Origin of the sequence: Bacillus sp. FSL R5-0593, assembly GCF_038603755.1 — a bacterium.
Taxonomy (GTDB): domain Bacteria; phylum Bacillota; class Bacilli; order Bacillales; family Bacillaceae; genus Bacillus; species Bacillus velezensis.
On record NZ_CP152011.1, the window covers coordinates 1,010,535 to 1,034,470 of the forward strand.

Annotated in this window: 25 protein-coding genes; 12 read left to right on the forward strand and 13 right to left on the reverse strand. The window is 47.5% G+C overall.

The annotated features are described in order from the left end of the window. The first annotated feature begins 187 nt into the window (after positions 1-187). Entirely contained in the window at positions 188-1,039 is an 852-nt protein-coding gene (gene dat / locus NYE36_RS05015; RefSeq protein ID WP_015417131.1) for a D-amino-acid transaminase, read from the forward strand. Between the two features lie 41 nt (positions 1,040-1,080). Here dat and NYE36_RS05020 read toward each other — a convergent pair whose 3' ends face one another. Further along, positions 1,081-1,665, reverse strand: a complete 585-nt coding sequence (locus NYE36_RS05020; RefSeq protein WP_012117186.1) for a TetR/AcrR family transcriptional regulator — start codon at positions 1,663-1,665, stop codon at positions 1,081-1,083. Positions 1,666-1,773: 108 nt separating this feature from the next. Between NYE36_RS05020 and NYE36_RS05025 the strand changes: the two genes are divergently transcribed. Next, positions 1,774-2,325, forward strand: coding sequence for a hypothetical protein (locus NYE36_RS05025; RefSeq protein ID WP_265451302.1), 552 nt, complete (start codon positions 1,774-1,776; stop codon positions 2,323-2,325). 40 nt (positions 2,326-2,365) lie between these two features. Here the strand turns inward: NYE36_RS05025 and NYE36_RS05030 are convergent, their stop codons facing one another. Then, positions 2,366-2,866 (reverse strand): universal stress protein, encoded by a 501-nt coding sequence (locus NYE36_RS05030; protein ID WP_003155289.1) that lies wholly within the window; start codon positions 2,864-2,866, stop codon positions 2,366-2,368. A gap of 421 nt (positions 2,867-3,287) precedes the next feature. Between NYE36_RS05030 and NYE36_RS05035 the strand changes: the two genes are divergently transcribed. Both NYE36_RS05035 and NYE36_RS05040 read left to right on the forward strand, forming a co-directional pair. Continuing rightward, positions 3,288-5,045: an ABC transporter transmembrane domain-containing protein gene (locus NYE36_RS05035; protein WP_007409248.1), complete on the forward strand. Its 1,758-nt coding sequence runs from the start codon at positions 3,288-3,290 to the stop codon at positions 5,043-5,045. Continuing rightward, a complete protein-coding gene (locus tag NYE36_RS05040; protein ID WP_265451301.1) occupies positions 5,042-7,063 on the forward strand; it encodes an ABC transporter ATP-binding protein in 2,022 nt (673 codons plus the stop codon). Before NYE36_RS05035 ends, NYE36_RS05040 begins: the two co-directional genes overlap by 4 nt. Before the next feature lie 39 nt (positions 7,064-7,102). On the opposite strand, the gene NYE36_RS05045 is transcribed toward NYE36_RS05040, so the two are convergent. The 6 genes from NYE36_RS05045 to NYE36_RS05070 all read right to left on the reverse strand — a co-directional run bounded on the left by NYE36_RS05045 (position 7,103) and on the right by NYE36_RS05070 (position 11,147). Next, positions 7,103-7,723, reverse strand: a complete 621-nt coding sequence (locus tag NYE36_RS05045; protein WP_039252156.1) for an NAD(P)H-binding protein — start codon at positions 7,721-7,723, stop codon at positions 7,103-7,105. A gap of 28 nt (positions 7,724-7,751) precedes the next feature. After that, the gene (locus tag NYE36_RS05050) at positions 7,752-7,877 is read right to left on the reverse strand and encodes a hypothetical protein (RefSeq protein ID WP_007610363.1); all 126 of its coding nucleotides are present in this window, start codon (positions 7,875-7,877) and stop codon (positions 7,752-7,754) included. Positions 7,878-7,978: 101 nt separating this feature from the next. Beyond that, a complete protein-coding gene (locus tag NYE36_RS05055) occupies positions 7,979-8,185 on the reverse strand; it encodes an alpha/beta-type small acid-soluble spore protein (protein ID WP_265451300.1) in 207 nt (68 codons plus the stop codon). A 224-nt stretch (positions 8,186-8,409) separates the two neighbouring features. After that, positions 8,410-8,625 (reverse strand): YheE family protein, encoded by a 216-nt coding sequence (locus NYE36_RS05060; protein WP_012117190.1) that lies wholly within the window; start codon positions 8,623-8,625, stop codon positions 8,410-8,412. Positions 8,626-8,707: 82 nt separating this feature from the next. Then, complete coding sequence (locus NYE36_RS05065; protein WP_015239497.1) at positions 8,708-10,066, reverse strand: YheC/YheD family protein; 1,359 nt, start codon at positions 10,064-10,066, stop codon at positions 8,708-8,710. Then, positions 10,056-11,147: a YheC/YheD family protein gene (locus tag NYE36_RS05070; protein WP_025284495.1), complete on the reverse strand. Its 1,092-nt coding sequence runs from the start codon at positions 11,145-11,147 to the stop codon at positions 10,056-10,058. Before NYE36_RS05070 ends, NYE36_RS05065 begins: the two co-directional genes overlap by 11 nt. Positions 11,148-11,384: 237 nt before the next feature. Between NYE36_RS05070 and NYE36_RS05075 the strand changes: the two genes are divergently transcribed. Together NYE36_RS05075 and NYE36_RS05080 are read left to right on the forward strand one after the other, a co-directional pair. Further along, positions 11,385-12,518, forward strand: a complete 1,134-nt coding sequence (locus tag NYE36_RS05075; RefSeq protein WP_085341859.1) for a DUF445 family protein — start codon at positions 11,385-11,387, stop codon at positions 12,516-12,518. Positions 12,519-12,603: 85 nt separating this feature from the next. Further along, positions 12,604-12,954, forward strand: a complete 351-nt coding sequence (locus NYE36_RS05080) for a YlbF family regulator (protein ID WP_015417140.1) — start codon at positions 12,604-12,606, stop codon at positions 12,952-12,954. A 38-nt stretch (positions 12,955-12,992) separates the two neighbouring features. Here NYE36_RS05080 and NYE36_RS05085 read toward each other — a convergent pair whose 3' ends face one another. Then, complete coding sequence (locus tag NYE36_RS05085; RefSeq protein ID WP_199022449.1) at positions 12,993-14,132, reverse strand: DNA alkylation repair protein; 1,140 nt, start codon at positions 14,130-14,132, stop codon at positions 12,993-12,995. A gap of 383 nt (positions 14,133-14,515) precedes the next feature. Here NYE36_RS05085 and NYE36_RS05090 point away from each other — a divergent pair, with 383 nt between their 5' ends. The 3 genes from NYE36_RS05090 (at position 14,516) to NYE36_RS05100 (ending at position 18,388) form a co-directional block, all read left to right on the forward strand. Continuing rightward, complete coding sequence (locus tag NYE36_RS05090) at positions 14,516-15,382, forward strand: Cof-type HAD-IIB family hydrolase (RefSeq protein WP_064115874.1); 867 nt, start codon at positions 14,516-14,518, stop codon at positions 15,380-15,382. Positions 15,383-15,494: 112 nt separating this feature from the next. Then, positions 15,495-16,997 (forward strand): coproporphyrinogen III oxidase, encoded by a 1,503-nt coding sequence (locus NYE36_RS05095; protein WP_015417142.1) that lies wholly within the window; start codon positions 15,495-15,497, stop codon positions 16,995-16,997. A gap of 101 nt (positions 16,998-17,098) precedes the next feature. Continuing rightward, on the forward strand, positions 17,099-18,388 hold the full coding sequence (locus NYE36_RS05100) for a SidA/IucD/PvdA family monooxygenase (RefSeq protein WP_007409235.1): 1,290 nt from the start codon (positions 17,099-17,101) through the stop codon (positions 18,386-18,388). A gap of 23 nt (positions 18,389-18,411) precedes the next feature. Here NYE36_RS05100 and NYE36_RS05105 read toward each other — a convergent pair whose 3' ends face one another. From NYE36_RS05105 to NYE36_RS05115, 3 genes are read right to left on the reverse strand one after another with little or no spacing between them, the layout of a single operon-like run. Beyond that, a complete protein-coding gene (locus tag NYE36_RS05105; RefSeq protein ID WP_003155266.1) occupies positions 18,412-19,626 on the reverse strand; it encodes a cation:proton antiporter in 1,215 nt (404 codons plus the stop codon). A gap of 7 nt (positions 19,627-19,633) precedes the next feature. Continuing rightward, positions 19,634-20,131 (reverse strand): cation:proton antiporter regulatory subunit, encoded by a 498-nt coding sequence (locus tag NYE36_RS05110; protein WP_012117200.1) that lies wholly within the window; start codon positions 20,129-20,131, stop codon positions 19,634-19,636. 27 nt (positions 20,132-20,158) lie between these two features. Beyond that, the gene (locus NYE36_RS05115; RefSeq protein WP_007409233.1) at positions 20,159-20,512 is read right to left on the reverse strand and encodes a hypothetical protein; all 354 of its coding nucleotides are present in this window, start codon (positions 20,510-20,512) and stop codon (positions 20,159-20,161) included. A 184-nt stretch (positions 20,513-20,696) separates the two neighbouring features. Here NYE36_RS05115 and NYE36_RS05120 point away from each other — a divergent pair, with 184 nt between their 5' ends. Next, entirely contained in the window at positions 20,697-21,464 is a 768-nt protein-coding gene (locus NYE36_RS05120; RefSeq protein ID WP_064115875.1) for an enoyl-CoA hydratase, read from the forward strand. A 24-nt stretch (positions 21,465-21,488) separates the two neighbouring features. On the opposite strand, the gene NYE36_RS05125 is transcribed toward NYE36_RS05120, so the two are convergent. Next, positions 21,489-21,674, reverse strand: coding sequence for a YhzD family protein (locus tag NYE36_RS05125; protein ID WP_003155259.1), 186 nt, complete (start codon positions 21,672-21,674; stop codon positions 21,489-21,491). 105 nt (positions 21,675-21,779) lie between these two features. Here NYE36_RS05125 and NYE36_RS05130 point away from each other — a divergent pair, with 105 nt between their 5' ends. Both NYE36_RS05130 and NYE36_RS05135 read left to right on the forward strand, forming a co-directional pair. After that, a complete protein-coding gene (locus NYE36_RS05130) occupies positions 21,780-22,676 on the forward strand; it encodes an ABC transporter ATP-binding protein (RefSeq protein WP_007409231.1) in 897 nt (298 codons plus the stop codon). Beyond that, positions 22,669-23,928, forward strand: coding sequence for an ABC transporter permease (locus NYE36_RS05135; protein WP_064115876.1), 1,260 nt, complete (start codon positions 22,669-22,671; stop codon positions 23,926-23,928). The genes NYE36_RS05130 and NYE36_RS05135 overlap by 8 nt, the downstream gene beginning before the upstream one ends. Positions 23,929-23,936 lie beyond the last annotated feature (8 nt).

Here is a 23,936-nt window from a genome sequence, read left to right on the forward strand (position 1 = left end):
GTTAACAGCATATGTATGTCGAATCAAGTATACAGGAACAAAACTGGAAAAGACATAGAAAAGATGTCGAATAATAAGATTTTAAGAAAAAAATAAACTCCGCAGCCGGCTCGTTCAGTATGATAGAATAGTTGACAATAACAGCTGAGAATGCACATCACGGCAGATAACGATGAGGAGGGTTTACATGAAGACATTAGTAAACGGCCAGTTGATTGATCGTGAAGAAGCGGCAGTTGATATTGAGGACCGCGGATATCAATTCGGTGACGGTGTGTATGAGGTCATCAGAGTGTATAACGGTGCCTTATTCGGTCTGCGTGAGCATATTGTCCGTCTTTTCAGAAGCGCCGCAGAAATCGGCATCACCCTGCCGTTCTCCGCAGAGGACATAGAATGGGATCTGCAAAAGCTTGTACAGGAAAACAAACTCATTGACGGCGGGGTCTATATACAGACGACGAGAGGGAAGGCGCCGCGGAAGCACCAGTATGACGAAGGATTGGAACCGCAGACGACGGCATACACCTTTTCAGTGAAAAAACCGGAAAATGAACAAAAAGCCGGAGCGCAGGCCATAACGGCGGAAGACAAACGCTGGCTGAGGTGTGACATTAAGAGTCTGAATTTACTGTATAATGTGATGATTAAACAAAAAGCCTATGAAGCAGGCGCTTATGAAGCGGTGCTGATAAGGGACGGAGCGGTCACGGAAGGAACCTCTTCCAATGTATACGCCGTCATAAACGGCACTGTCCGGACGCATCCTGCAAATGAGCTGATTTTAAACGGCATTACGCGGATGAAACTGTTAGAGCTGATGAAAGAAAACGGGATTGAGGTGCGGGAGAAGGCTCTTACCGAAGACGAGCTCAGGGATGCGGATGAAATTTTCATCTCGTCAACGACGGCTGAATTAATCCCGATCGTAACCCTTGACGGAAAACCGGTCGGAAGCGGAGCGCCGGGACCTGTAGCCAAAACGATTCAGGACGCTTTTCAGTCGCACATTCAGCAGGAGCTCGGGGTTCAGTCATAAGCTGAAAAAAGGCCGGAACACATCCGGCCTTTTTACTTCAGTCAGATAAAAAGAGATTCGATATGCTGAACGAGCACACGGGAGATCTTCTCTTTTGAAAGACGCTCAGGTTCAAGCATGGCATGCAGCGCCAATCCGTCGGCGATGGCGTACATTTTCTCCGCTTCGATCTCTTTATCAAGATTCGGTTTCAGAAGCTTATTTTCATCCAGCCAGTCAATCAGACCGCGGATATATGCTAAGATCCCGTCCTGCTGGGGTTGAAACTCTTCTCCCTTATGTCTGGCATAAGCTGTGAAAGCGAACCATACCTCCATTTCAGCCATCGTTTCTTCGTCTGTCGGGATGATTTCAAGCATCAGACGCACCGCTTTTTCTTTCGGCGGCAGATCTTTCATGGCAACTTCGTTAATTCTGGCGGCCGCTTTTTCTTTTACGAGTGTCATCGCATACCCTAAAAGCTCATCCTGGGTGGTGAAATAGTGCCTCAGCGCGCCTAAAGAAAGACCCGCTTCCTGGGCGATGTTTCTCACTGTCGCTCCTTCCATTCCCCGCTCCAAAATCGTCCGCCAAGTGGCTTCGGCTATTTGTTTTCTTCTTTTTTCATGATCGATTATTTTAGGCATGGTTCCAGTGTAACAGGAAATATTTTTTCTTGCAATTTTGTAATACAGTTGTATTAAATAAAAAGCAGTGATACAATGCATTTTAGAAAACGATAAGGGGGAACCGGATTGAACGCGATTGCTTGGTTGATTGTCATTTGTGAGGCTGCTTTTTGGGCGGCTGTCATCTTCGGATTGGCGGCGCGCTATATATTCAGGCGGCAAAAGCTCGGAATGTTTTTTTTCGCTCTCATTCCTTTATTGGATGCCGTACTGTTTCTGGCGGCCGCAGCTGATTTATACAGAGGGGCGGCGGCGACTATAGCGCATGCGGTGGCGGCCATTTATATCGGAGTGTCTGTCGCCTTCGGGAAAAGCATGATTCAATGGGCGGATGAGCGGTTCCGCTATTATGTGGTCAAGGAAGGGGCAAGACCGGTCAAGCGGTACGGGCTGGATTATGCCAAACATTATGCAAAAGGATGGGGAAGACATGTATTAGCGTTTGTCATCGGCGGCGTTCTTTTAGCCGGAACGGTATTTCTCATTCAGGACGCTTCCCGCACCGAAGCTCTCAGCAAGCTGTTAAAGGGCTGGTCTGTCGTATTGTGCATCGATTTTTTAATCATGGCGAGTTTTTTTGTGATGCCGAAAAAAAGAAGAAACAGCCGGGAGCTGTAAAAAAAAGCAGCTTTTGATTAAGCTGCTTTTACAGAAAGAATTATTTTACGATCAGCACGGGAATATCGGATTTCGATGACAGTTTTTCACTGACGCTTCCGAATAAAAGTTTTTTCAGCCTGTTCTGGTCCCGGCTCCCCATGACGATCAAATCCGCCGATATACGGTCGGCATGCTCGATAATGGCATCAGCGGGATCACCTTCTAAAATGTCGATATCCCCGTCAATCTGGCTGTCGTTCATCAGCATTCTCGCTTCCGCAACGATTTCTTCCGTACGGTCTTCATAAATCATCGGATCAGGGGAGATTCTTTCCGCCTGGAGCGGGTCAGGAACGCTTGCAATCCCGCCGCCGATATACGTTGCCCCGGCTCCCGGCCTCGGGGGATCAACAATCGTCTGGGTATCTTTTGCATTGTGGGAATGTACGACCGTTAAATCCGCGTGAAATGTTTTTGAAAGGTCTATGGCTTTTTGGAGCGCTTTTTTACTATCATCACTTCCGTCAAAAGCTGCTATCAACCGGTCCGCATGAAACATCGGCCTCATCCTTTCAGTAAAAAAGGTTTGTTTTACAATACCCGAATGGCAGAAATGTAAAACCTGCATTGACAAAAAAAGGATTTGTTTATATGATGAAGGAACAATATAGGGAAAAAGGAGGTATGGATCATGTCAAAACTAAAGCTTGTCAACTCATCTTCAGCTGAATACCGGCGTGACTCCCATACAGCTTCCGTTTTCTGAACATTTGCTTAAAAACGGGGCAGTCGCGCATAAACGGCGGGTCTGTACCTTATTTATAATAATAAGAGGCATGGAGCTGAGGCTTCATGTCTTTTTTTATACAAAAAAATGAAAGAAAGACAGGTGTGATGCATGTGGCGGTATTAGCGAAAACAATGAAAAACAATCCGGAAAAGCTTGAGGGCGGCTGATTGATGAAAGGGGATGACGGTATTTGTTTACTGTATTAAAAAAGCTCGCATGGTTTTTTAAAGCCTATTGGCTGCGCTATACGACAGCGATTGTTCTGTTATTGATTGTGAATGTCATTGAAATGTTTCCGCCTAAACTTCTCGGTAACGCGATAGACGATATGAAGGCGGGCGTGTTTACAAAAAGCGGGATGCTGTTTTACATATGTGTTTTTCTCGCATTAACGGCAGCCGTCTATTTACTGTCTTATTTTTGGATGTATCAGCTTTTCGGCGGGGCGAATGTCATGGAGAAGATTCTCCGTTCAAAGCTGATGGGAAGGCTTCTTCAAATGTCACCGCCGTTTTACGAGAAATACAGAACGGGCGATTTAATGGCGCGGGGGACAAATGACTTGCAGGCCGTCAGTATGACGACGGGCTTTGGGGTCTTAACGCTCGTTGATTCGACGATGTATATGCTGACGATATTTTTGACAATGGGGCTTCTCATCAGCTGGAAGCTGACATTTGCCGCGATTATTCCGCTGCCGATAATGGCGGCTGCGGTCAGCCTGTACGGAAAAAAGATCCATGAGCGGTTTACGGAAGCGCAGGATGCTTTCGGATCATTAAATGACAAGGTGCTGGAGTCGGTATCCGGCGTCCGGGTCATCCGGGCTTTCGTACAGGAAAAAAATGATGTCAGCCGGTTCGGTGATATGACGGCGGATGTATATGAGAAAAACATGAAGGTGGCGTTTATCGATTCACTTTTTGAACCGACTGTAAAACTTCTCGTCGGCCTCAGCTATCTCATCGGTCTCGGCTACGGCGCTTATCTCGTTTTTCAAAACCGGCTGACGCTGGGAGAGCTGGTATCGTTTAACGTGTACCTCGGAATGATGATCTGGCCGATGTTTGCGATCGGAGAATTAATCAATATCATGCAGCGCGGAAATGCCTCCTTGGATCGTGTCAATGAGACGCTTTCCTATGAGCCAGACGTGACAGGACCCAAGCACCCCGCCGGCATCAAGGAGCCCGGGCGTCTTGTTTTTGAACAAGTGACTTTCACGTATCCGAGCGGAGCGGGACCGGCGGTTTCTGATGTATCTTTTTCCGTAGAAAAAGGGCAGACGCTCGGCATCGTCGGGAAGACGGGAAGCGGAAAGACGACGATCATTAAGCAGCTGTTGCGCGAATATCCGCCCGGTGCGGGAGCAATCACGTTTACAGGCGTTCCGATTCAGGAGATTCCGCTTGAGGAGCTCCGCGGGTGGATCGGCTATGTGCCGCAGGATCATATTTTATTTTCGAAGACTGTAAAAGAGAATCTGCTTTACGGCCGGCAGGATGCAAACGAAGAGGAAATCGGCAGCGCGCTGAAAGATGCGCATTTTGAAAACGATATCGGCATGCTTTCCGACGGGCTTGAGACGCTTGTCGGCGAGAAGGGCGTAGCGCTCTCTGGCGGACAAAAGCAGCGCATCTCAATTGCGAGAGCGCTTTTGACCGATCCTGACATTCTCATATTAGATGATTCGCTATCTGCCGTAGACGCGAAAACGGAAGCCGCCATCATTGACAGCATCCGTAAAAAACGCCGGCATAAAACAACGATTATCACCACCCACCGGCTCTCGGCAGTTGAACACGCAGATCTCATTCTCGTCATGGATGAAGGCCGGGTGTCTGAAAGAGGCACGCACCGGGAGCTATTGGCGCAGAACGGCTGGTATCGAAAACAATATGAGAGGCAGCAGCTGTCCTCTCTTGAAGAAGGGGGGACGGGCGCATGAAGACCGGGAGAAGATTATGGAATTACGCGCTTCAATATAAGAAGCTGCTGATATGGGCGGTCGTCCTGCTCATTATTGCGGTCGGCACTGAGCTGACCGGCCCGTTTATCGGAAAAAAAATGATTGACGACCACATTCTCGGCATTGAAAAAACATGGGTTAAAGCCTCTGCGGACGATCCGGGCGCCGTCAGGTTCCGGGGGCATGATTATGTCAGAGAAGACCGGCTCAAACCGGGGGCGGACAAAACCGGAGAGGCGCACATTTATCAAGTCGGTGCGGGCTACTATTTTGTTGACCGTCCCGTCAGTTTTGACGGAAACCGTTCGGTGTCTGACGGCCGGCTGACAATATCAAACGGTAAAGAAAGCAGGTCATATCCCGCCATTACGTTATCAAGACAGGAGATTTTTCAATTTTACCGTCCCGAAATAAAAGGATTGCTGACGCTGACCGCCATTTACGCGGGACTGCTCATGTTTTCCGTATGTTTTCATTACGGTCAGCATTATCTGCTGCAGATGGGAGCGAACCGGATCATACAGCGCATGAGGCAGGATGTATTTTCACACATTCAGAAAATGCCGATCCGCTACTTTGATAATCTGCCTGCCGGAAAAGTCGTGGCCCGCATTACGAATGACACAGAAGCGGTCAGGGATTTATATGTAACGGTGCTGTCGACATTTATCACAAGCGGCGTTTATATGCTCGGCATTTTTACGGCGCTGTTTATGCTTGACGTCAGGCTGGCCGCCGTTTGCCTGCTGATTATTCCGATTTTAATGATCTGGTCGGTTGTGTACCGCAAATACGCATCCGTCTTCAACCAAAAAATCCGTTCCATTAACAGTAACATCAATGCGAAAATGAACGAGTCCATTCAAGGAATGCCGATTATTCAGGCGTTCCGCCGCGAAAAGGAAACGATGAAGGAATTTGAAGAATTGAATGAAGCTCATTTTCGCTATAAGAACAAAATGCTGTCCTTAAATTCCCTCATGTCCCACAGTCTTGTCAATGTGTTGCGCAATCTGGCGTTTGTCGGGCTGATCTGGTATTTCGGAGGCGCGAGTCTGAGTGCGGCCGGAATTGTTTCGATCGGTGTTTTATATGCATTTGTTGATTATTTAAACCGTTTGTTCCAGCCGGTTACGGGGATTGTCAACCAATTTTCGAAGCTTGAATTGGCCCGTGTCTCTGCCGCCAGGGTATTCGAGCTTTTACAGGAGGAGGAAACGGAAGAAGAAGGCGCTCTCGCAGACAGAAAGGCGGAAGGGACAGTGGAATTCCGCGATGTTTCTTTTGGGTATCGAAAGGGAGAAGAGGTGCTGAAACAGATCAGCTTTACAGCTGAAAAAGGGGAGACGGTCGCCCTCGTCGGCCATACGGGGTCCGGCAAAAGCTCCATCCTGAATCTTCTGTTCCGTTTTTATGATGCCCAAAAAGGAGATATCCTGCTGGACGATAAAAGCATATACGGCATGTCGAGGCAGGAGCTGAGGTCGCATATGGGCATTGTGCTGCAAGACCCGTATCTTTTCTCGGGCACGATCGGCTCCAATGTGACACTCGATGATCAGCGTATTTCTTTGGAGCAGGCGGAAGAAGCGCTTCGCCAAGTCGGCGCCGCAAGTCTTCTGCAATCTTTGCCGAAGGGCATCAGAGAGCCCGTCACCGAAAAAGGCGGCACACTGTCCTCAGGCCAGCGTCAGCTGATTTCTTTTGCAAGAGCGCTTGTGTTCGATCCGGCCATTTTAATTTTGGATGAGGCGACGGCGCACATTGACACCGAAACAGAAGCAGTCATTCAAAAAGCGCTGCAAGTCGTTCAAGAAGGGCGCACGACATTTATTATCGCCCATCGGCTTTCCACGATCAGACACGCAGACCAGATTCTCGTGCTGGAAAAGGGCCGCATTATTGAAAAGGGAAGCCATGACGAATTAATGGCGCAAAAGGGGCAGTACCACCAAATGTATGAATTGCAGAAAGGAACGGCGAAGTCCGCGGTGTAATCGGAAAGGGTGAATCTAAAGATTCGCCCTTTTTTTCATTCAGTAAGCCAGTCCCACCCGTTTTCTGACAAACTGCGGGCTGATCAGCTCACGGTACAGAAAGTGCGCCGTGTCTCCAACGGTGATTTCAGCGCCGTCTTCAGGAAGGCGATCCTGTTCGAACCGGTAAACTCCGGCAGCGTCTCCGTCAGGAAGGTAGGTGGGACAGATGATCGTCCAGTCAAGATCCTCTGCCAGCAGCATTTCGTATACGCGGGCGTGTTCCTTTGCGGCTCTTGTTGATTTTCGTTTTGATTCTGCCGATTCAAAACGGTATTGATCAGGCATAAGCCGTGATTGAAGGATACCCGCGGTGCCGATCGTAATCAGACGATGAACATGATGCCGTTTCATGCTGTCTATTATATGGGTCATAGCGGCTGAAAGGGTATCGTCACCGTCCGTGCCGAGACAGCTCACGACTGTGTCCGCTGTGGAAATCAATCGGCTTACATCTTCCCGCCGCTTCGCATTCCCTGTTATGATTTGTTTTTCAGGAATGGGAAGGACTGTTCCGGCTGATCTGACAAGAGCGAATATCTCCATGTGTCCATGTTTCTGCGCTTCTTTTATAAAAGCCTGTCCGACTCTTCCCGTTGCTCCGAGTAAAGCGATGTTCATGTAAAAAACCTCCTCGCCGCTCATTATATCATTCAAAGCAGCGGGGAAAAGAATACCTGTGAATAAACGGGAAATGGTGGGCAACATATTCATTGACCAAAGAGACACTTACGAACTGAAACAGCTCCCAATTGACTGAGGCAATGAATGACATGTTTTCCCTCCTTTTTTCCTAGGGTATGTGGAATAGGAAAAAAGGGTGACGGCATAAAAGAAGACGCGGTATCCCGCGCCTTCTGTAAGCCATTTATTGAGTTATTGTACGCCTTGGCTGCCCATGTTCTGCTGTGCGAAAGATACTAAACGTTTCGTGATTTCTCCTCCGACAGAACCGTTTGCACGAGAAGTTGTTTCTCCGCCAAGGTTTACGCCGAACTCAGAAGCAATTTCGTATTTCATTTGGTCGATTGCTTGAGCAGCGCCGGGTACTACTAGTTGGTTTGAAGAGTTGTTGTTTGCCATTTGTATGATCTCCTTTATAAAGTAGTATGGTTGGGTTTGCTGGAATTGCACCAGCCGATGATTTTCGGAACGAAAACCATTGCCAGCTCGGCTTCACCCAATGCTGTTTGCCGCTTTGTACTACGTATTATGGTGAATCAAACGGCATCTCATTCGGAAAACGGTGTGGTAAATAGCGGAAGGAAAAAGAAAAGCCCAGCCTGGTGCGGCTGAGCTTTTAGCTTTCAGTCATATATGTGATAAAGCATTAATTCATGCAGCTCTTTTACAAGAGCCGGCTCTTCTTTTCCCGGATGTGTGTGTCCCCATTCAATGTCTCCGGACTTATGGTAAATCCCTTCGTAATGCGTACCCTGCCAGTAAAATGAAATCCGCCATCCGGGCAGTTTCTCTTTTTTGAATAACGGTTTCCAGCTGAAGTGCGAAATCATGACGTTCACGCTCCTTATGGGAAATGTTGATCTTGTTCATTGTAGCTCATCGTTCAATGCCTGTCCCGGGTAAACCTAAAAAAAGACAGCCTCACCGCCAAAGTTTTTCCGGGGCGGTGATGGACCGTTCTGATAAATACGACGCGTATTCAAAATTTCTCCGTTTTGTCAGGTAATCGACCGATCTCAGCTTCGGATGGGAAAAAATGCTGCGCCCGGGGCGGGAATTGGCTTCAAACATCCAAACTTTCCCTGAATGATCGACGCCGAGGTCAAAACCGATTTCGCCGATAAAGCCTTCAATGTGCTCATTTAACACGCGGCTGACCGCCAAGGCGGCTTTTGAAAGTTTCCGCATCATGCCGACTCTCTCTCTCGGATCGCCGTATAATTCAGCTAACGTCCTGACTTCTCCGCCGGTTGCGAGATGCGTCGTGATGCTGTTTTCACCGGAAATTTTTGCCGCAATGGCCGTCACTGTCCATTTCCCCTCGGCGTTTTTATTCGTGTGCACCCTGAAATCGACGGGGCGCCCATCCAGCCGGATCAGGTCAATGCCTTGCTGAATTAAAAATGCGGACGGGTCATTGTTTTCTTTAAATGATGTCATGAAGGATGCCGCATCTGAATACTCTGCCGTCACCACCGTTTTTTCCTCATTCGTGTGTTTGACAGATAAGCCGGCATCTGTTTTTTCCACCTTGTAAATCCCCGTGCCGAGTGCGCCGTCTGCAGGTTTGATATAGACGGTGTCAAACGTGCTGCATAACGTTTCTAACGCTTCTGCATTCGGGTGCAGGACAGATTTTGGCAGAAGTGAAGCGGTGAGACTGTTTTTTTCCAGAAGCTTATGAATGTCCCATTTATTAAAGAATTGCGGATTAAACCACGGAATCTGATAGTCATTCATCAGCCTTTGTTTTGTCTGCTGTAAAAGCGGAACTTCTTCCGTTTTTCGGCTCGGGAGCCTGTCATATACGACATTCGGAAGCGGGACGGCCGTCCGTTTCCAGCTGTTTTCTTTATAAATCAGCGCTTGGACGGTGCCTTCTTCCCAGTTGATCTGATGGGCCCCGAAAACGAAACAATATCCGTTCGCCTGTTCATGAAGAGAGAGCATCTTGGAAAAGAAGGCTGTACGGTCTCTTAACGGGCGGGACGGCGATGATGTGAACCCGGCTGTGAAAACGCCGATCAGCGGTCCGATGTGCACCGTCTGGCCGTGTATGAGAAAGTCAGCCCGGCTTTTATGCGGTATCAACAGCTCCTCAAACAAATCTTCAGAAAGGAGCGCGCTTTTTTCAAGTGATTGAGAAAAGGCTACACGGCATTTGACAACCTTGGTCCCGAAGGCAGCGGATAAAAGCCCTTCCCGTTTCATGGAGGAGGGGAGAAACAGCGTATTTTTGCTTTTTTTATCGATGCCGACAATCATCCCTTTATGATTCACGCGGTAATACTCCTTTCCGGCTTTCCTGTGACTGAAGTTCGCGGAAGCGTCTCAGCGGACTCGTATACAAATCCTCTTTCGCCTCCGGAGCCACGCTTAAAATAGCTTTCCGTCCCGGCTTTGAGTTGACATCCAAAAGCCAGATGCGTCCGTCTTTGGCATAACAAATATCGAGCCCCAGCTCAAACAGCGGCCCGAACCGTTCATCAAGGAAATAAGGGACGGATTGGGTGATCGAAAAGACATCATCTAATAAAACGGCCTGCTGCTTTCTCGGAATTTCCTCAAACCATGTGTCAAACTTAATCGGTTCGGATCCTCCGGGCAAATGAGATAAAAGACCGTTCTGATAACCCCTTCTGACCGCTTTTCCGACCGTTTCCCAAACGCCTGACTCAGTTTTACGCATGAAAATGCGGATGTCGCACGGATGCCGCTCTTTATCCTGGATATTTAAGTAGGATTGAAGCAAATAGCGGTGCTGCAGCACTTTTTTGCACCAAGACTTAAAAGACACGTGATTGGAAAATGATTTTGTTTGTTTGTTTTTTCCGATATAGTAAGTGGCCGTAATTGATTTTTTGCCTGTTTCAAGCAGGATGATGCCTCTGCCTCCCGCGCCGAAAGCGGGCTTAAGTATACATGCTTTTTCCTTGGCTAAGTATGATTGCACCTGTTCATAGCGGCTGACTTCGGCCGTTTCAGGAATATAGGGACTGATCAGATGATGCTTTTGGAGCGCATCCGTGATCGTCCATTTATCAGGAAGCCCCCGGCCGATAAATTCCGTTTTCGGATATTTTTTCAGCCATTCGACGATCGGTTTGGCTTTTTGCGCTTCAGCGGATTTTCCGTAAAAACAGCGGTCGTAAATATATTCGGGAATATCGATTTCCGTTTCGTTCCACTTTCCGCTTTGCGGGTGATAGACGAGCGCTTTCACGCGCAAAGAATCCGGAAATATATCAAACGGTGTAAAGCGGGCTAAGCGCACATTATATTGAGGCGCTCTTTCAGCCAATTCCCCGGCGTAATCTTCTTCGTGCCGGCGGGATACAGACATAAAACCGAGTGTTGTCATATTATTACTCCCCCTTTATTCAAAAAGCCGCTGATGGAACGGCCCTTCCATCCAATAAATATGCTAAGCGCATCATAAAAGATGATCTACTGTAAAGAGTACGAAACAGCATCTTGCCTTATTCCTCACAAACAACAATTCAGGTTCTTCATTTGCCCGCATGCCCGCCAGCCTCTATAATACGAATAGATATATCATCAAGAAAATAGAACATAAGATGGAGGCAGAAGAAAAGGAATGGGCATAGCAGGAACGTTTCTATTTATGATTGTGATCGGAGCCGCGATCGGCGCGGTGACGAATCATCTTGCCATTCAGATGTTATTTCGTCCGTACCGGCCGTATTACCTGTTCGGAAAACGGGTTCCGTTTACGCCGGGGCTGATCCCGAAAAGACGGGATGAATTGGCAAAACAAATGGGGCTCATGGTGACGAACCACCTTTTAACCCCGGAAGGAATAAAAAAGCGGCTTTTATCAGATACCGTTAAAAACCAGGCGCTTCTTTTCGCCGAACAATTCACGCAAAAAATGGCCGCTTCCGAGATGACGGTGCACGAAGCTTTGGCCGCCGCGGGCATCCGGAATCCGCAGGAAAAGACGGATGCCTGGATTGACCGTTTTACCGATGAAAAGCTTTCGGACCTGTACCGGAAATATGAGCACCACGCCATAAAAGACTGGCTTCCTGATGAGCTTCAGGAAAAGCTGGATGAAAAAGTCCCGCTGGCCGCAGATTATATTCTGAAGCGGAGCATTGATTATTTTGAGAGCGAAGAAGGGAAAGACAGGCTCGGAAATATGATTGACGACTTTTTGAATTCCCGGGGGATGCTCGGCGGCATGGTGCAGATGTTCCTCGGCAATTCAAGCTTGGCAGACCGTGTGCTGCCTGAGCTGTTAAAGTTTTTGCGCAATGAGGAAACGAAAAAGCTTCTGGCTGATCTGCTTTCTCAAGAATGGGGCAAGCTCAAATCTTATACACTTTATGAGGCCGATGAAAAGTGGAATGCGAAAGATCTGCTGTTCAGCATGAAAAAGCGGGCTTTGGCCGCACTTCAAACCGCGCCCTTTTTCGAATGCCGGCTCGGTGACATCATCTCCCGTTATGAAGGGGAGATTACGGGAACGTACGCGCCGAAGCTGCTTGATGCGGCGCTCGGCAGTATTGCCGCTCATTTGGAGGATGTGCTGAAACGGCTGCGTCTTGAGGAAGTGGTCAAAGAGCAGGTTGATCAGTTTCCCGTTGAACGGCTGGAGGAAATGGTGCTGTCGATTTCCAAGAGAGAATTTAAGATGATAACGTATTTAGGCGGTCTGCTCGGCGGGATAATCGGAGCAATTCAGGCTTTGTTTGTCATTCTTTTCTAAGGAAAACATACGCCGATGATGAAAGTCGCTCCGCAGTCTGTTATAGTGGAGTGGTATGTCCGAAAGGAAGAAAGGAGCGGTTACTATGGCAGTTCATTTTTATGATGCAGCATATGATCTTGAAAAAGCTTTGCGAAACAGTGATGAATACAGCCGTCTGAGAGGGCTTTATGATCAAGTAAACGCAGATGAATCCGCAAAACGCATGTTTGATAACTTCCGCAATGTACAGATGCAGCTGCAGCAGAAACAGATGTCAGGTGAAGAAATCACTCAGGAAGAGGTAGAGCAGGCACAAAAAACGGTTGCTCTCGTACAGCAGCATGAATTGATTTCTCAGCTGATGGAAGCGGAACAGCGCATGAGCATGCTGATCGGCGAGTTAAACAAAATCATTATGAAACCTCTTGAAGAGCTTTACGGCAGCCCGGAATAAGCTCCACACCCCTCCATCTATGAAATGGAGGGGTTTTTTTATTCAACAGAAAAATCAAGCGAACCTTTTACCGTTCCGTTAATGATGACAGACAGAGTGTGAATTCCCCGATAATGCTTGCGGGTGGTTAAATCTTTAAGGGAATGATGTTTGCTGAAGGTTTTTACGTCTCCGTTATCCATGGCGGACTCCGACATCTTAAACACCTTGCGGCTGCGGTGCCCCCTTTTCTTTACAAAATCAATCGCGTATTCAACCCTGACTTTTTGCCGGGCGGATGAGCGGATCTGAAAAGAAAAATGTATGCTGGTTCCGATAGCGGCCGTTTCCGAATTCAGTGTAAAACGTTCCAATGAAATCCGGGAGGCGTCTTCAAACCCGAAAACCGCAAGCGCCTGTTTGTCTCCTCTTTTTAACAGTGTCCTGCAGGCGTGCTTCAAAATCCAGTCCGTGTGCGGACAGCTTCCGAACCGCTCTGCTGCGATCTGTGCCAGAAGATCCGGATGTGTTTTGGAGATGTCATTCAGGTTATTCGCCACGCTTTTTCTGACATATAACGAGTCATCCTGCATCAAGCGGTCCAGAACAGGGAGAATCGGAGAAGGATCTTCAAGAAGAGCCGGAATGGAGATTCCCCATGGCAGGCGCGGTCTTGAGCCTTCGCTGGCAAGCCTTCTGACATGTTCGTCCGGATGCTCCGTCCAGGAAAGGAACTCTTTGAACATCCGCTCCCGGTCAAGCCTGATATACGGGCGGACCGCAAATTCGGAAGTGGAAAAACGAGTGAAATACTGAAGCGCCTTCATTGATTCGTCCCAGTGATCCGTTCCGTACTGTTGGACATAATCGGGAAAAATAATCCCGGCGAGCCCTGAGAAGCGGGGAGCTGTCTCATATAAGACGTCAAGCGCCCGTATGTAATCCTTCGGCAGTGTTTCATATAAAGAGTCTGTGATCCGGCGCATCCGCTGTTTTAACGTCAGTCCGGGCCAATCTTCCTGAAACATCAGCGCCCGGCACTTGCCCCGCTCAAAAGCCGGATACGCCGATTTGATTCTGTTCAGAAGTGCTTCTGCAAATTCTTCGTTATAAATATCTTTTAATAGAGACATGACAGTCACCGCTTTTTTTCTTTTATTATATGAGAATGTATGTTCCCTTGCAACTTTATCATACATTCAGCATAGATATTTCCTCTGATTTTTTTAGTTAAAAAAACCCTTGTTTTTTAACAATATAATTGAGATAATAACTCTGAAAGCGCCTACACTTACAGATGATCTAAGGATACGGTCGCCTATACTGCCTGGTATGTTAAGGGGTAGCAACAGAGAGTAAGTGAAACGAGCGCATCAACGGTCAAATAAGGGGTTCCTGATATATTTCGTAAATAGAAATACACATTGGGGAGAAGGCAGCAAATCGATCGTATCCCAACAAAACGACAGTTCAAAGTCTGCTTGAGGCAGGCTTTTTTGCTGCGGAGAAAAGGTTGTTCTAAACAAAGAGACAGGGTCATATCCTAATGACAAGTACAGTCATCAAGGAGGGGGACTTCTCTGTGTCAAAACAAATGCTGGCGTTAAATATAGACGGAGCGCTTCTTCGCTCCAACGGCAAACTTCATCAGACGACAAAGGATGCCATCGAATACGTCAAGAAAAAAGGAATTTACGTCACACTGGTCACAAACCGCCATTTTCGCTCTGCTCAAAAAGTGGCGAAAATATTAAAGCTGAATGCAAAATTGATTACCCACAGCGGCGCATACATTTCTGAAAAAATAGATGAGCCGTTTTTTGAAAAGAAAATATCAGAAGATCACACGTTTAATATTGTTCAGGTGCTGGAAAGCTATCCATGCAATATCCGGCTTCTTCACGAAAAATATTCGATCGGAAACAAGAAGAAAGTGAACTCCAATCTGGTCGGGAAAACGATGATTCATCCGTCCGACCCGATTTTTTATCCGGTGCAGTTTGTCGAATCATTAAGTGACCTGCTCCTGGATGAGCCGGTTTCAGCGCCCGTCATTGAAGTGCATGCCGAAGATGGCCTGCAGGCTGATATAACGGATACGATAATGAAAGCATTCCCGGCCGTCGATGTGATCCGCGTCAACGGAGAAAAACTGAACATCGTGCCTAAAGGGGTTTCAAAAGAAAGCGGACTTTCGATGGTCGCCGCTGATCTCGGGCTTTCAATGGAAGAGGTTGTGGCTATCGGCCATCAGGATGATGATCTGCCGATGATCGAGCTGGCCGGTCTCGGCGTTGCGATGGGGAATGCCTCAAATGAATTAAAAAGAAAAGCGGATTGGGTGACAAGGTCAAATGATGAACAGGGAGTCGCCTATATGATTAAGGAATATTTCCGCATGCAGCACCGCAAAGGCTTTCTCGATAAGTTCCATATGAAACGGCCGTAATCAAGAGCCGCAGACGCGAAACGCCGGTCTGCGGCTTTTTCGCGGATTGATTTTAGCCTGTTCTTTCTGTACACTAAAGAAAGTTTTGAATCTGAAAAATAAGGTGATCACATTGCAAATAAAAATAGACGGCATCACGGATGACAGGCTGCATCGTCCGCTGCAAAACATCGCAAATTTATTTTTTGAAGAGTGTGTTCTTGCATACGGCGAAACGGAGGAACCCTCTGATCTCGTCATCTCACTTGCCATTTCTCAAGATGCAGACAGCGTGTCGGTATCCGGAGAAATCAAAGGAACCGGCGAAAAGGAACATCATACGAAACCGCTTCTTGCCGGATGGAACGAAAAAGAAGTATTTAAACAGGTGAAAAACACGCTGTCATATGTCTACTTAAATCTTCTTCAATCGCATACGGGCATGACACAAAAATGGGGAATTTTAACCGGCATCAGGCCTACTAAACTTCTTCATAAAAAGCTGCAGAGCGGCCTGACAAAAGAAGAGGCGCATGCCGATCTGAAAAAAGATTATCTGATCCATGATGAAAAAATCAATCTGATGCAGGAGATTGTCGACCGCCAGCTCGCTGCGGTTCCCGATCTGTACCGGGTCAAAGATGAAGTCAGCATTTATATCGGCATTCCGTTCTGCCCGACGAAGTGCGCCTACTGCACGTTTCCGGCTTATGCCATTCAAGGACAGGCGGGAAGAGTCGGCTCCTTTTTATGGGGGCTTCACTATGAAATGCAGAAAATCGGAGAATGGCTGAAGCGGCATGATATCAAAGTGACGACCATTTATTTCGGCGGCGGCACGCCGACAAGCATTACCGCTGAGGAAATGGATCTTTTATATGAAGAAATGGTCCGCTCTTTTCCGGATGTCGCAAATATCAGGGAAATTACCGTTGAAGCGGGCCGTCCCGACACGATTACGGAGGAAAAGCTTGCCGTTTTAAATAAGTATAAGATTGACAGAATCAGCATCAACCCGCAATCTTATGAAAACGAAACGCTTAAGGCCATCGGCAGACACCATACAGTTGAAGAAACCATCGAAAAATACCATCTTTCCCGCAAACACGGCATGAATAATATCAACATGGACCTGATCATCGGCCTGCCGGGAGAAGGGACGGCTGAGTTCAGGCACAGTCTTGAGGAAACGGAAAAGCTGATGCCTGAATCTTTGACCGTTCATACGCTTTCTTTTAAACGGGCGTCAGAAATGACGAGAAACAAGCATAAGTATAAAGTTGCCGACAGACAGGAAGTGTCCCGCATGATGGATGACGCCGTCCGCTGGACAAAAGAGCACGGCTATACGCCGTACTACTTGTACCGGCAGAAAAACATTCTCGGAAACCTTGAAAATGTCGGCTACTCCTTCCCTGGTCAGGAAAGCATCTACAACATTATGATTATGGAAGAAGTGCAGACGATTATCGGTATCGGCTGCGGCGCGGCAAGCAAATTCATTCATCCGGAAACCGGAAAAATCACGCACTTCGCCAATCCGAAAGATCCGAAATCATATAATGACCGATTCGAGCATTATACAGAAGAGAAAATCAAATACTTAGATGAGATGTTCGTCAAATCTGCATTATAATATCAAAAACGGCACGGAATCAGCGTGCCGTTTTTTTATGTTTAACCGTCTGTAAAAACGGGAAAAGACCATCAGACTGTTATTCGTAAGAGGTGCATAATATGTATGATGTCATAGGAGCGGGAATCGGGCCGTTTAATTTAGGGCTTGCCGCATTGTTAGAGGATATACCCGGAACAGATGCTCTTTTTTTCGATAAAAAGAAAGAATTTGCGTGGCATCCCGGTCTATTAATTAAAGGGACGGATTTACAGGTGGCGTTTCTGGCGGACCTGGTCACGCTCGCCGATCCGAAAAGCCGCTACACGTTTTTAAACTTTCTCCATGAACATGACCGGCTGTACCGGTTTTATACGTTTAATGAATTTGATATTCCGAGACGGGAATTTAACGACTATTTGAGCTGGGCGGCTTCAGAAATCAAATCATGCCGTTTCGGCTCAGAGGTAATCGGCGTGAAAAATGCCGGCGGACATTATGACGTCAGCGTCAAGAACATTGAGGACGGAAGCATCAGTGTCTATCAAACGAAGCATTTCGTCATGGGGACGGGGTCTGAACCGCTTATTCCCGCAGAGATTGCTGCCGAAGCGCGTCAGGACACGATGGTCAGCACGGAATATTTGTTTCGGAAAGACGAGCTCGCCGGCGCCGAATCAATTACAGTGGTCGGCTCCGGACAGAGCGCCGCGGAGATCTTTTCTGACTTATTGCACGATGAAAAATACCGCCGCAGCCGGCTGCAATGGGTGACACGCTCCGCCGGATTCCGAGAATTAGAAACCGCCAAGCTCGGGCAGGAAATGTTTACACCTGATTATGTGGAATATTTTAACCGCCTGCCTTTTAAAGAACGGCTGAACACACTTCCTGAGCTGGACGGACTGCGCCACGGCATTGATTCTGACACACTTGCCGCCATTTACGATGCCCTGTATCACAGATCGATCAGCGGAGGTTCGCCTGACGTGTATATTCAGCCGATGGCGGAGCTTGAAAAAATTGAAAAGCAAAACGGGCGCTGCGTACTGAGCTTTCATCAATGGCAGATGGATGAAACCTTTACGGCCGATTCAGAAAAAGTGATATTGGCGACCGGTTTTAAACCTCATATTCCGGAATGGTTTACGGCAATTGCCCCCGATATCGAATGGGAGGATGAGAAACGCTTTAAAGTGACGGCAGATTCCCGTCTTGTCTTTAAGGACGACAGGCGGCATCATTTTTTCACATTAACGAATCTTGATCATGCTCACGGAACGGGCGCTACGAATTTGAAGCTGTCTGTTTACAGAAACCAAAAAATCATCAATACCATTCTGGGAAAAGAGCATTTCTCCATTAATAAAAAAACGGCTTTTCAGCAATTTCTTCCCGCTCAAAAAAACTGACCCCTTATGAAGAGGTCAGTTTTTTATGATTTCTGCGGCTTCTTTTCAGGCGTCTTCCATTTGAACACGCTGTTCAACAGGAGATATATCCGCTTCGATTCTTTCGTGAGCAAAGGGCCGAAGATGGCCAGTATCAAAACATATAAGGCGGCGAAAGGTTTAAGTGAAGCGGACAGGCCGCCGGCGATGCCGAGATTTGCGACGATAATGGAGAATTCGCCGCGTGACACAATGGTCAGTCCGATATTAGACGATGCTTTATGAGAAAGCCCCGCCCGGCGCCCGGCGATCATGCCGGCGATAAAGTTTCCGGCAATCGTCAGCAGAACGGCGCCAAGGGCAAGCCATACCGCATCTCCGAGTGAAAACGGATCAATGCTGAGACCGAAGCTGAAGAAAAACATGGCCCCGAAAAAGTCACGGAACGGCACGACAAGATGCTCAATCCTGTCAGAATGGGCCGTCTCCGAAAACACGAGTCCGAGCAAGAGCGCGCCGATCGCTTCAGCGACATGAATCGTTTCGGAAAAGCCGGCAATGAAAAAGAGCGCGGCGAAAATGACGATGACAAATACCTCGTTTGAACGGATATCAAGCAGCTTGTTCAGCAGAGGCGGCAATTTTCGGGCGGCAATGAAAAACAGCAGCATATATCCGAAAGCGATCACGATTGACATCAGCGCGCCTCCGACAGACGTCGCGTCTCCCAGAACAAGCCCGGAAACGACGGATAAGTAAACCGCCAGAAAGATATCCTCAAACATAATGATGCCGAGAATCAGCTCCGTTTCCGGATTAGCCGTGCGCTTTAAGTCGACAAGCACCTTTGCGACAATGGCGCTTGATGATATCGTGATGACGCCCGCCAATACAAGCACTTCCAAAAAGGAAAAGCCCGTGATAAAGCCATAGATCAGCCCTAAACTGAAATTAATCAGAATATAAATCGTTCCGCCGGCGGCGATTGAACGTCCGGATTTGACTAATTTTCCGACCGAGAATTCAAGCCCGAGGTAAAAGAGGAGGAACAGGACGCCCATCCGTCCGAAAAATTCAATCACTTCCCGGCTTTCGATAAACGTCAGGTCAATGATGCCCGCTTGGGGCGCGTGCGGCCCGACGAGCATTCCTAAAATGATCAGGAAGGGGATGATCGAGAATTTAATTTTATTGGCGATGACACTCGCAATGGCTACAAGAACTAACGCCGTACCGACTTCAAATACGAGATGGTCCATAAACAGATCACACTCCGTCTCTGGAGAGGAAGTCTTGGATCAGCTTTTTCAGATGCTTTCTTTCACCTGAGAGGACGAGTGTATCGTTTGCTTCAAGGAGCGAATCAGCGCCCGGGTTTAAAAGCTTTTTCTGGTTATGCTTAATGATGGCGATGACCGTCACGTCATAGTTCTGACGCACATCCAGTTCGCCAAGCGTCCGCCCTGCCGCTTTTGCCCCTTTTTCAACTTTAAACCATTCGATAATCAGATCGTTGAACGCCATTTCAATCGATTCAAGCGCCTGCGGTTTATACACCATCCCGCCGATAATCGCGGCAATCTGTCTTGCTTCCGCATCATCAAGTGAAATGCTTGCCAGAAGCTCATCAGGGTCGCGGTCATCAAATCTGTAAATTTCCCGCCTGCCGTCATCATGAATGATGATCGTCATTTTTTCATGATTTCTCGTTTCGATTTCGAATTTTTTCCCGATGCCGGGCAGATCGTTTTCTTTAATATTCATAAAAAATCCCTCCGGAATATACTGTTTTTACATCGTAAATACAGATTGGCAATGAGAAATTGTCTGATGCCGGAGGTAATTTGACTGGTATTGTATCGGAATGGCGCATGTCCTTTCCATTGTGGAATCAATGAATTGATCAAGAGGTTTGACAGATAACAGGGAGATCATCCGGGATAACGCACCGTATCCTTTTGACAGGCCTTGCGGAGCGGTTTTGGTTTGAACCGGCGTCTTTGCCGATTCCGTTTCCTGCGGGTAAACCGAAATTTGTACATGGCTGTCTGTTTCTGTCACCAATTGGGAAGGAAGAGCGACATCCGAAGGGGGGAACAGCACCATAAAAAAGCTCAGTAACAAGCTGAGTATCACATATTTCATTATCGGCGTTTTTCCCCCCTTTTGTTTTGTATATCAATTTCACTATATAAAAATGTATGTTCAGTTTCAAATGATATGCATTTTTCGGTATCTATTGACCTTGAAAAATAAAGGGATTTCGCTTCGGCGGAAGGAATATATCATTTGAACAAAATATGTAAGCGGATACAAGGAGGGTGTAAACATGCAGTATATTCGTTATGAAGAAAAGGGAAAGATCGCAGAGATTGTGCTGAACCGGCCTGACAGTTACAACGCGCTGAATGAACAAATGCTCCGGGAATTAGAAAATGCATGCGTGATGGCAGCCGACAGCGAAGCGCTTATCGTCCTCTTGCGGGGGGAAGGCCGGGGATTTTCTGCGGGCGGTGATATCCAGATGATGACGTCTGATCATGATTCAGGAGAATATGAACGGCTCATGAAAATGATCGAATCCATTACGTTGACGCTCTATGATATGAAAAAAATTGTGATAGCCGCCATCCACGGAGCCGCGGCGGGGCTCGGACTGAGTTTCGCGCTGTGCGCCGATGTGGTGCTCGCTGAAGAAAACGCCCGACTCGCGATGAATTTCATCGGCATCGGATTGGTCCCCGACGGAGGAGGCCATTATTTATTAATGAGACGCGTCGGTGAGATCGAAGCGAAAAAACTGATTTGGAGCGGTGAAAAATTGCCGGCTGAAAAAGCGGTGCGGCTCAAGCTTGCCGACGGGCTGTTCAGCGGCGGCCCTGCGGAGGGGGCACAACCGTATATCGACCGATTGCTGCATACGCCGCTGTCAGCGATGATTGAAACGAAGGCTATTTATCAGAGCCTCCATATCAGCCGGTTAAAAGATGTTTTGTCTCTTGAACGAAAGGCCCAGGAAAATATGAGAAAAACGGATGATCATAAAGAGGGCATCCGCGCCTTTTTAGAAAAACGGACGCCGCAATTTAACCGGTAAAATACAGAAGCCGGAAAGCTTCTGTTATCTGTGGAATAAAATCAGCTTTCCGGCTTCATTTACCAAGCGATGAGTACTGTTCTCAAGTTTTTTTTCCTTTAACAAAGCCTCTCCGGCGGCCTTCGCCTCCGCCTCATTATCCGCTTCGATCCGTTCATCCAGCAGCGTTTCTCCCGACGCATGGAATGCGGTCAATACATATTGTCCCATCATGTCACCCCCTTTATAGAATGATATTCTGATAAAGAATTTAAAATCCTCCATTAATTTTTACCCATTATTAGTATATAATGGGTCAAGGAAGGAGTTGGATTCGTGCTTACAATTGAAAACGTAACGAAAACATTCGGCAGCTTTACCGCTGTTGACAATTTGAACCTGCAAATACCTGAAAGGGAAATGTTCGGGCTTCTCGGCGCAAACGGCGCGGGAAAAACGACGACCTTTCGGATGATTTTAGGTCTTTTAAGCCTGACTGACGGGCATATCACCTGGAAAGGGCAGCCGGTCAATTATTCCATCAGTGAAAAAATCGGCTATCTCCCGGAAGAGCGGGGGCTGTATCCGAAAGTGAAGGTGAGTGACCAGCTTGTCTATTTGGCGAGATTAAAAGGAATGGGCAAAAAAGAGGCGGAAAAAGAGCTCATGACATGGCTCGAGCGGTTCGGCATTACAGATTACAAGAATAAGAAAGTCGAAGAGCTGTCTAAAGGAAACCAGCAGAAAATCCAGTTCATTTCGGCCGTCCTGCATAAGCCTGAACTGCTGATTCTCGATGAACCTTTCAGCGGTCTTGATCCGGTGAATGTCGAGCTGCTGAAAGAAGCGGTTATTTCTTTGAAAAACAGCGGCGTTTCCATCGTTTTTTCAAGCCACCGAATGGAGCATGTGGAAGAACTTTGTGAGAATTTGTGCATTCTCCAGAAGGGAAAACCCGTCGTTCAAGGCAATCTGAAAGACATTAAGCGGTCTTTCGGCAAAAAAAATGTCACCGTTCATTCAGATGATGACCTCAGCTTTTTAAAAACGCATGAAGGTGTCGTGAAATGGAAGGAAACAAATGACGGGATCAGACTGCAGGTCGCGAATGAACCGGTTTCTCAGGATATTTTCCGGGCGCTGCAAGGGAAAGGTTTTATACGGAAGTTCGAATTGGAAGAGCCGTCACTGCATGATATTTTTATAGAAAAGGTGGGGGCCGTATATGAATAAATTTTGGATTATGCTGTTTCATACATATAAAAACAAAATCGCGACAAAGTCATTCATTATTTCGACCGCCATTACCGTTTTATTAGTATTAGCGGTGACCAACCTGCAATCGATTATATCCGTGTTTCAATCGGATGACGGCAAGCAGCAAATTGCGGTGATTGATGAAACGGGCGGGCTGTACCCGGCGTTTGCAAAACAGCTTAAAGCGGCGGATACAGACAATGATCTGCAGGCAATGGAGACGAAGGAGTCCGAAAAAGATGCCGTAAAGCGTGTCAAAGACGGTGAATGGGACGGACTGTTTATCATCAGACAAGATCAAAAAGGAACGATAACAGGAGCATACAAGGCGCTGACCATTTCCGATGAATCAGCGTATAAACTGCTCAAGCAGGCTTTAACCCAGACAAAAACCGCTGTCGAAACCGCCAAGCTCGGCATTTCGGCAGAAAAAGTCAGCAGCCTCTACACTCCGCCGGAAGTCAGCAAAAGCGCGCTGGAAAAAGGGGCGAAATCTGAGGAAGAGCTCGGTCAGGTAATGGGGCTTGTATACATCATGCTGTTTGTCATCTACTTCTCAGTTATCATGTACGCAAGCATGATTGCGATGGAAGTGGCGACGGAAAAATCGTCCCGCGTCATGGAAATTTTAATTTCAAGCATGCCGCCGATTCAGCAGATGTTTGCCAAACTGTTCGGTATCGCGCTCGTGGGGATCACACAGTTTGCGGTGCTGATTGCGGCTGGTTATCTCTCACTGAAGCTGAACCCTCAAAATGATGCGTCGTCGCCGATCAGTGCATTTCTCAATTTTACGGATGTTCCCGTCTCGACGATAGTCTATGCTGTCATTTTCTATTTGCTCGGCTATTTTCTTTACGCGACGCTTGCCGCGTTTCTCGGCAGTGTTGTCAGCCGGATAGAGGACGTACAGCAGACGATTCAGCCGATGGTTTTTTTAGTCGTGGCAGGTTTTATGATCGCCATGTTCGGCATCGGCAATCCTGACGCCGGTTTTATTACCGTTACATCTTACATTCCGTTTTTCACGCCGATGATTATGTTTTTACGCGTCGGAATGCTCGATATCCCGTTTTGGCAGGCTGCGGCCGGAATCGCCCTGACACTGGTCACTATCGTGATCTTTGCGGCGGTCGGCGCGAAAATTTACAAAGGCGGCGTTTTGATTTACGGAAACGCCAGCGGATTCAAAGCGATCAAACAAGCGCTGCGCATCTCCAAAAAATAAGTGAAACA

Excerpts from the sequence above, each read along its gene's own strand:
- dat (WP_015417131.1), top strand. The coding sequence starts at position 188 with ATGAAGACATTAGTAAACGGCCAGTTGATTGATCGTGAAGAAGCGGCA.
- NYE36_RS05020 (WP_012117186.1), bottom strand. The coding sequence starts at position 1,665 with ATGCCTAAAATAATCGATCATGAAAAAAGAAGAAAACAAATAGCCGAA.
- NYE36_RS05030 (WP_003155289.1), bottom strand. The coding sequence starts at position 2,866 with ATGTTTCATGCGGACCGGTTGATAGCAGCTTTTGACGGAAGTGATGAT.
- NYE36_RS05040 (WP_265451301.1), top strand. The coding sequence starts at position 5,042 with ATGAAGACCGGGAGAAGATTATGGAATTACGCGCTTCAATATAAGAAG.
- NYE36_RS05045 (WP_039252156.1), bottom strand. The coding sequence starts at position 7,723 with ATGAACATCGCTTTACTCGGAGCAACGGGAAGAGTCGGACAGGCTTTT.
- NYE36_RS05050 (WP_007610363.1), bottom strand. The coding sequence starts at position 7,877 with ATGTCATTCATTGCCTCAGTCAATTGGGAGCTGTTTCAGTTCGTAAGT.
- NYE36_RS05055 (WP_265451300.1), bottom strand. The coding sequence starts at position 8,185 with ATGGCAAACAACAACTCTTCAAACCAACTAGTAGTACCCGGCGCTGCT.
- NYE36_RS05070 (WP_025284495.1), bottom strand. The coding sequence starts at position 11,147 with ATGACAACACTCGGTTTTATGTCTGTATCCCGCCGGCACGAAGAAGAT.
- NYE36_RS05075 (WP_085341859.1), top strand. The coding sequence starts at position 11,385 with ATGGGCATAGCAGGAACGTTTCTATTTATGATTGTGATCGGAGCCGCG.
- NYE36_RS05080 (WP_015417140.1), top strand. The coding sequence starts at position 12,604 with ATGGCAGTTCATTTTTATGATGCAGCATATGATCTTGAAAAAGCTTTG.
- NYE36_RS05085 (WP_199022449.1), bottom strand. The coding sequence starts at position 14,132 with ATGTATGATAAAGTTGCAAGGGAACATACATTCTCATATAATAAAAGA.
- NYE36_RS05100 (WP_007409235.1), top strand. The coding sequence starts at position 17,099 with ATGTATGATGTCATAGGAGCGGGAATCGGGCCGTTTAATTTAGGGCTT.
- NYE36_RS05105 (WP_003155266.1), bottom strand. The coding sequence starts at position 19,626 with ATGGACCATCTCGTATTTGAAGTCGGTACGGCGTTAGTTCTTGTAGCC.
- NYE36_RS05110 (WP_012117200.1), bottom strand. The coding sequence starts at position 20,131 with ATGAATATTAAAGAAAACGATCTGCCCGGCATCGGGAAAAAATTCGAA.
- NYE36_RS05115 (WP_007409233.1), bottom strand. The coding sequence starts at position 20,512 with ATGAAATATGTGATACTCAGCTTGTTACTGAGCTTTTTTATGGTGCTG.
- NYE36_RS05120 (WP_064115875.1), top strand. The coding sequence starts at position 20,697 with ATGCAGTATATTCGTTATGAAGAAAAGGGAAAGATCGCAGAGATTGTG.
- NYE36_RS05125 (WP_003155259.1), bottom strand. The coding sequence starts at position 21,674 with ATGGGACAATATGTATTGACCGCATTCCATGCGTCGGGAGAAACGCTG.
- NYE36_RS05135 (WP_064115876.1), top strand. The coding sequence starts at position 22,669 with ATGAATAAATTTTGGATTATGCTGTTTCATACATATAAAAACAAAATC.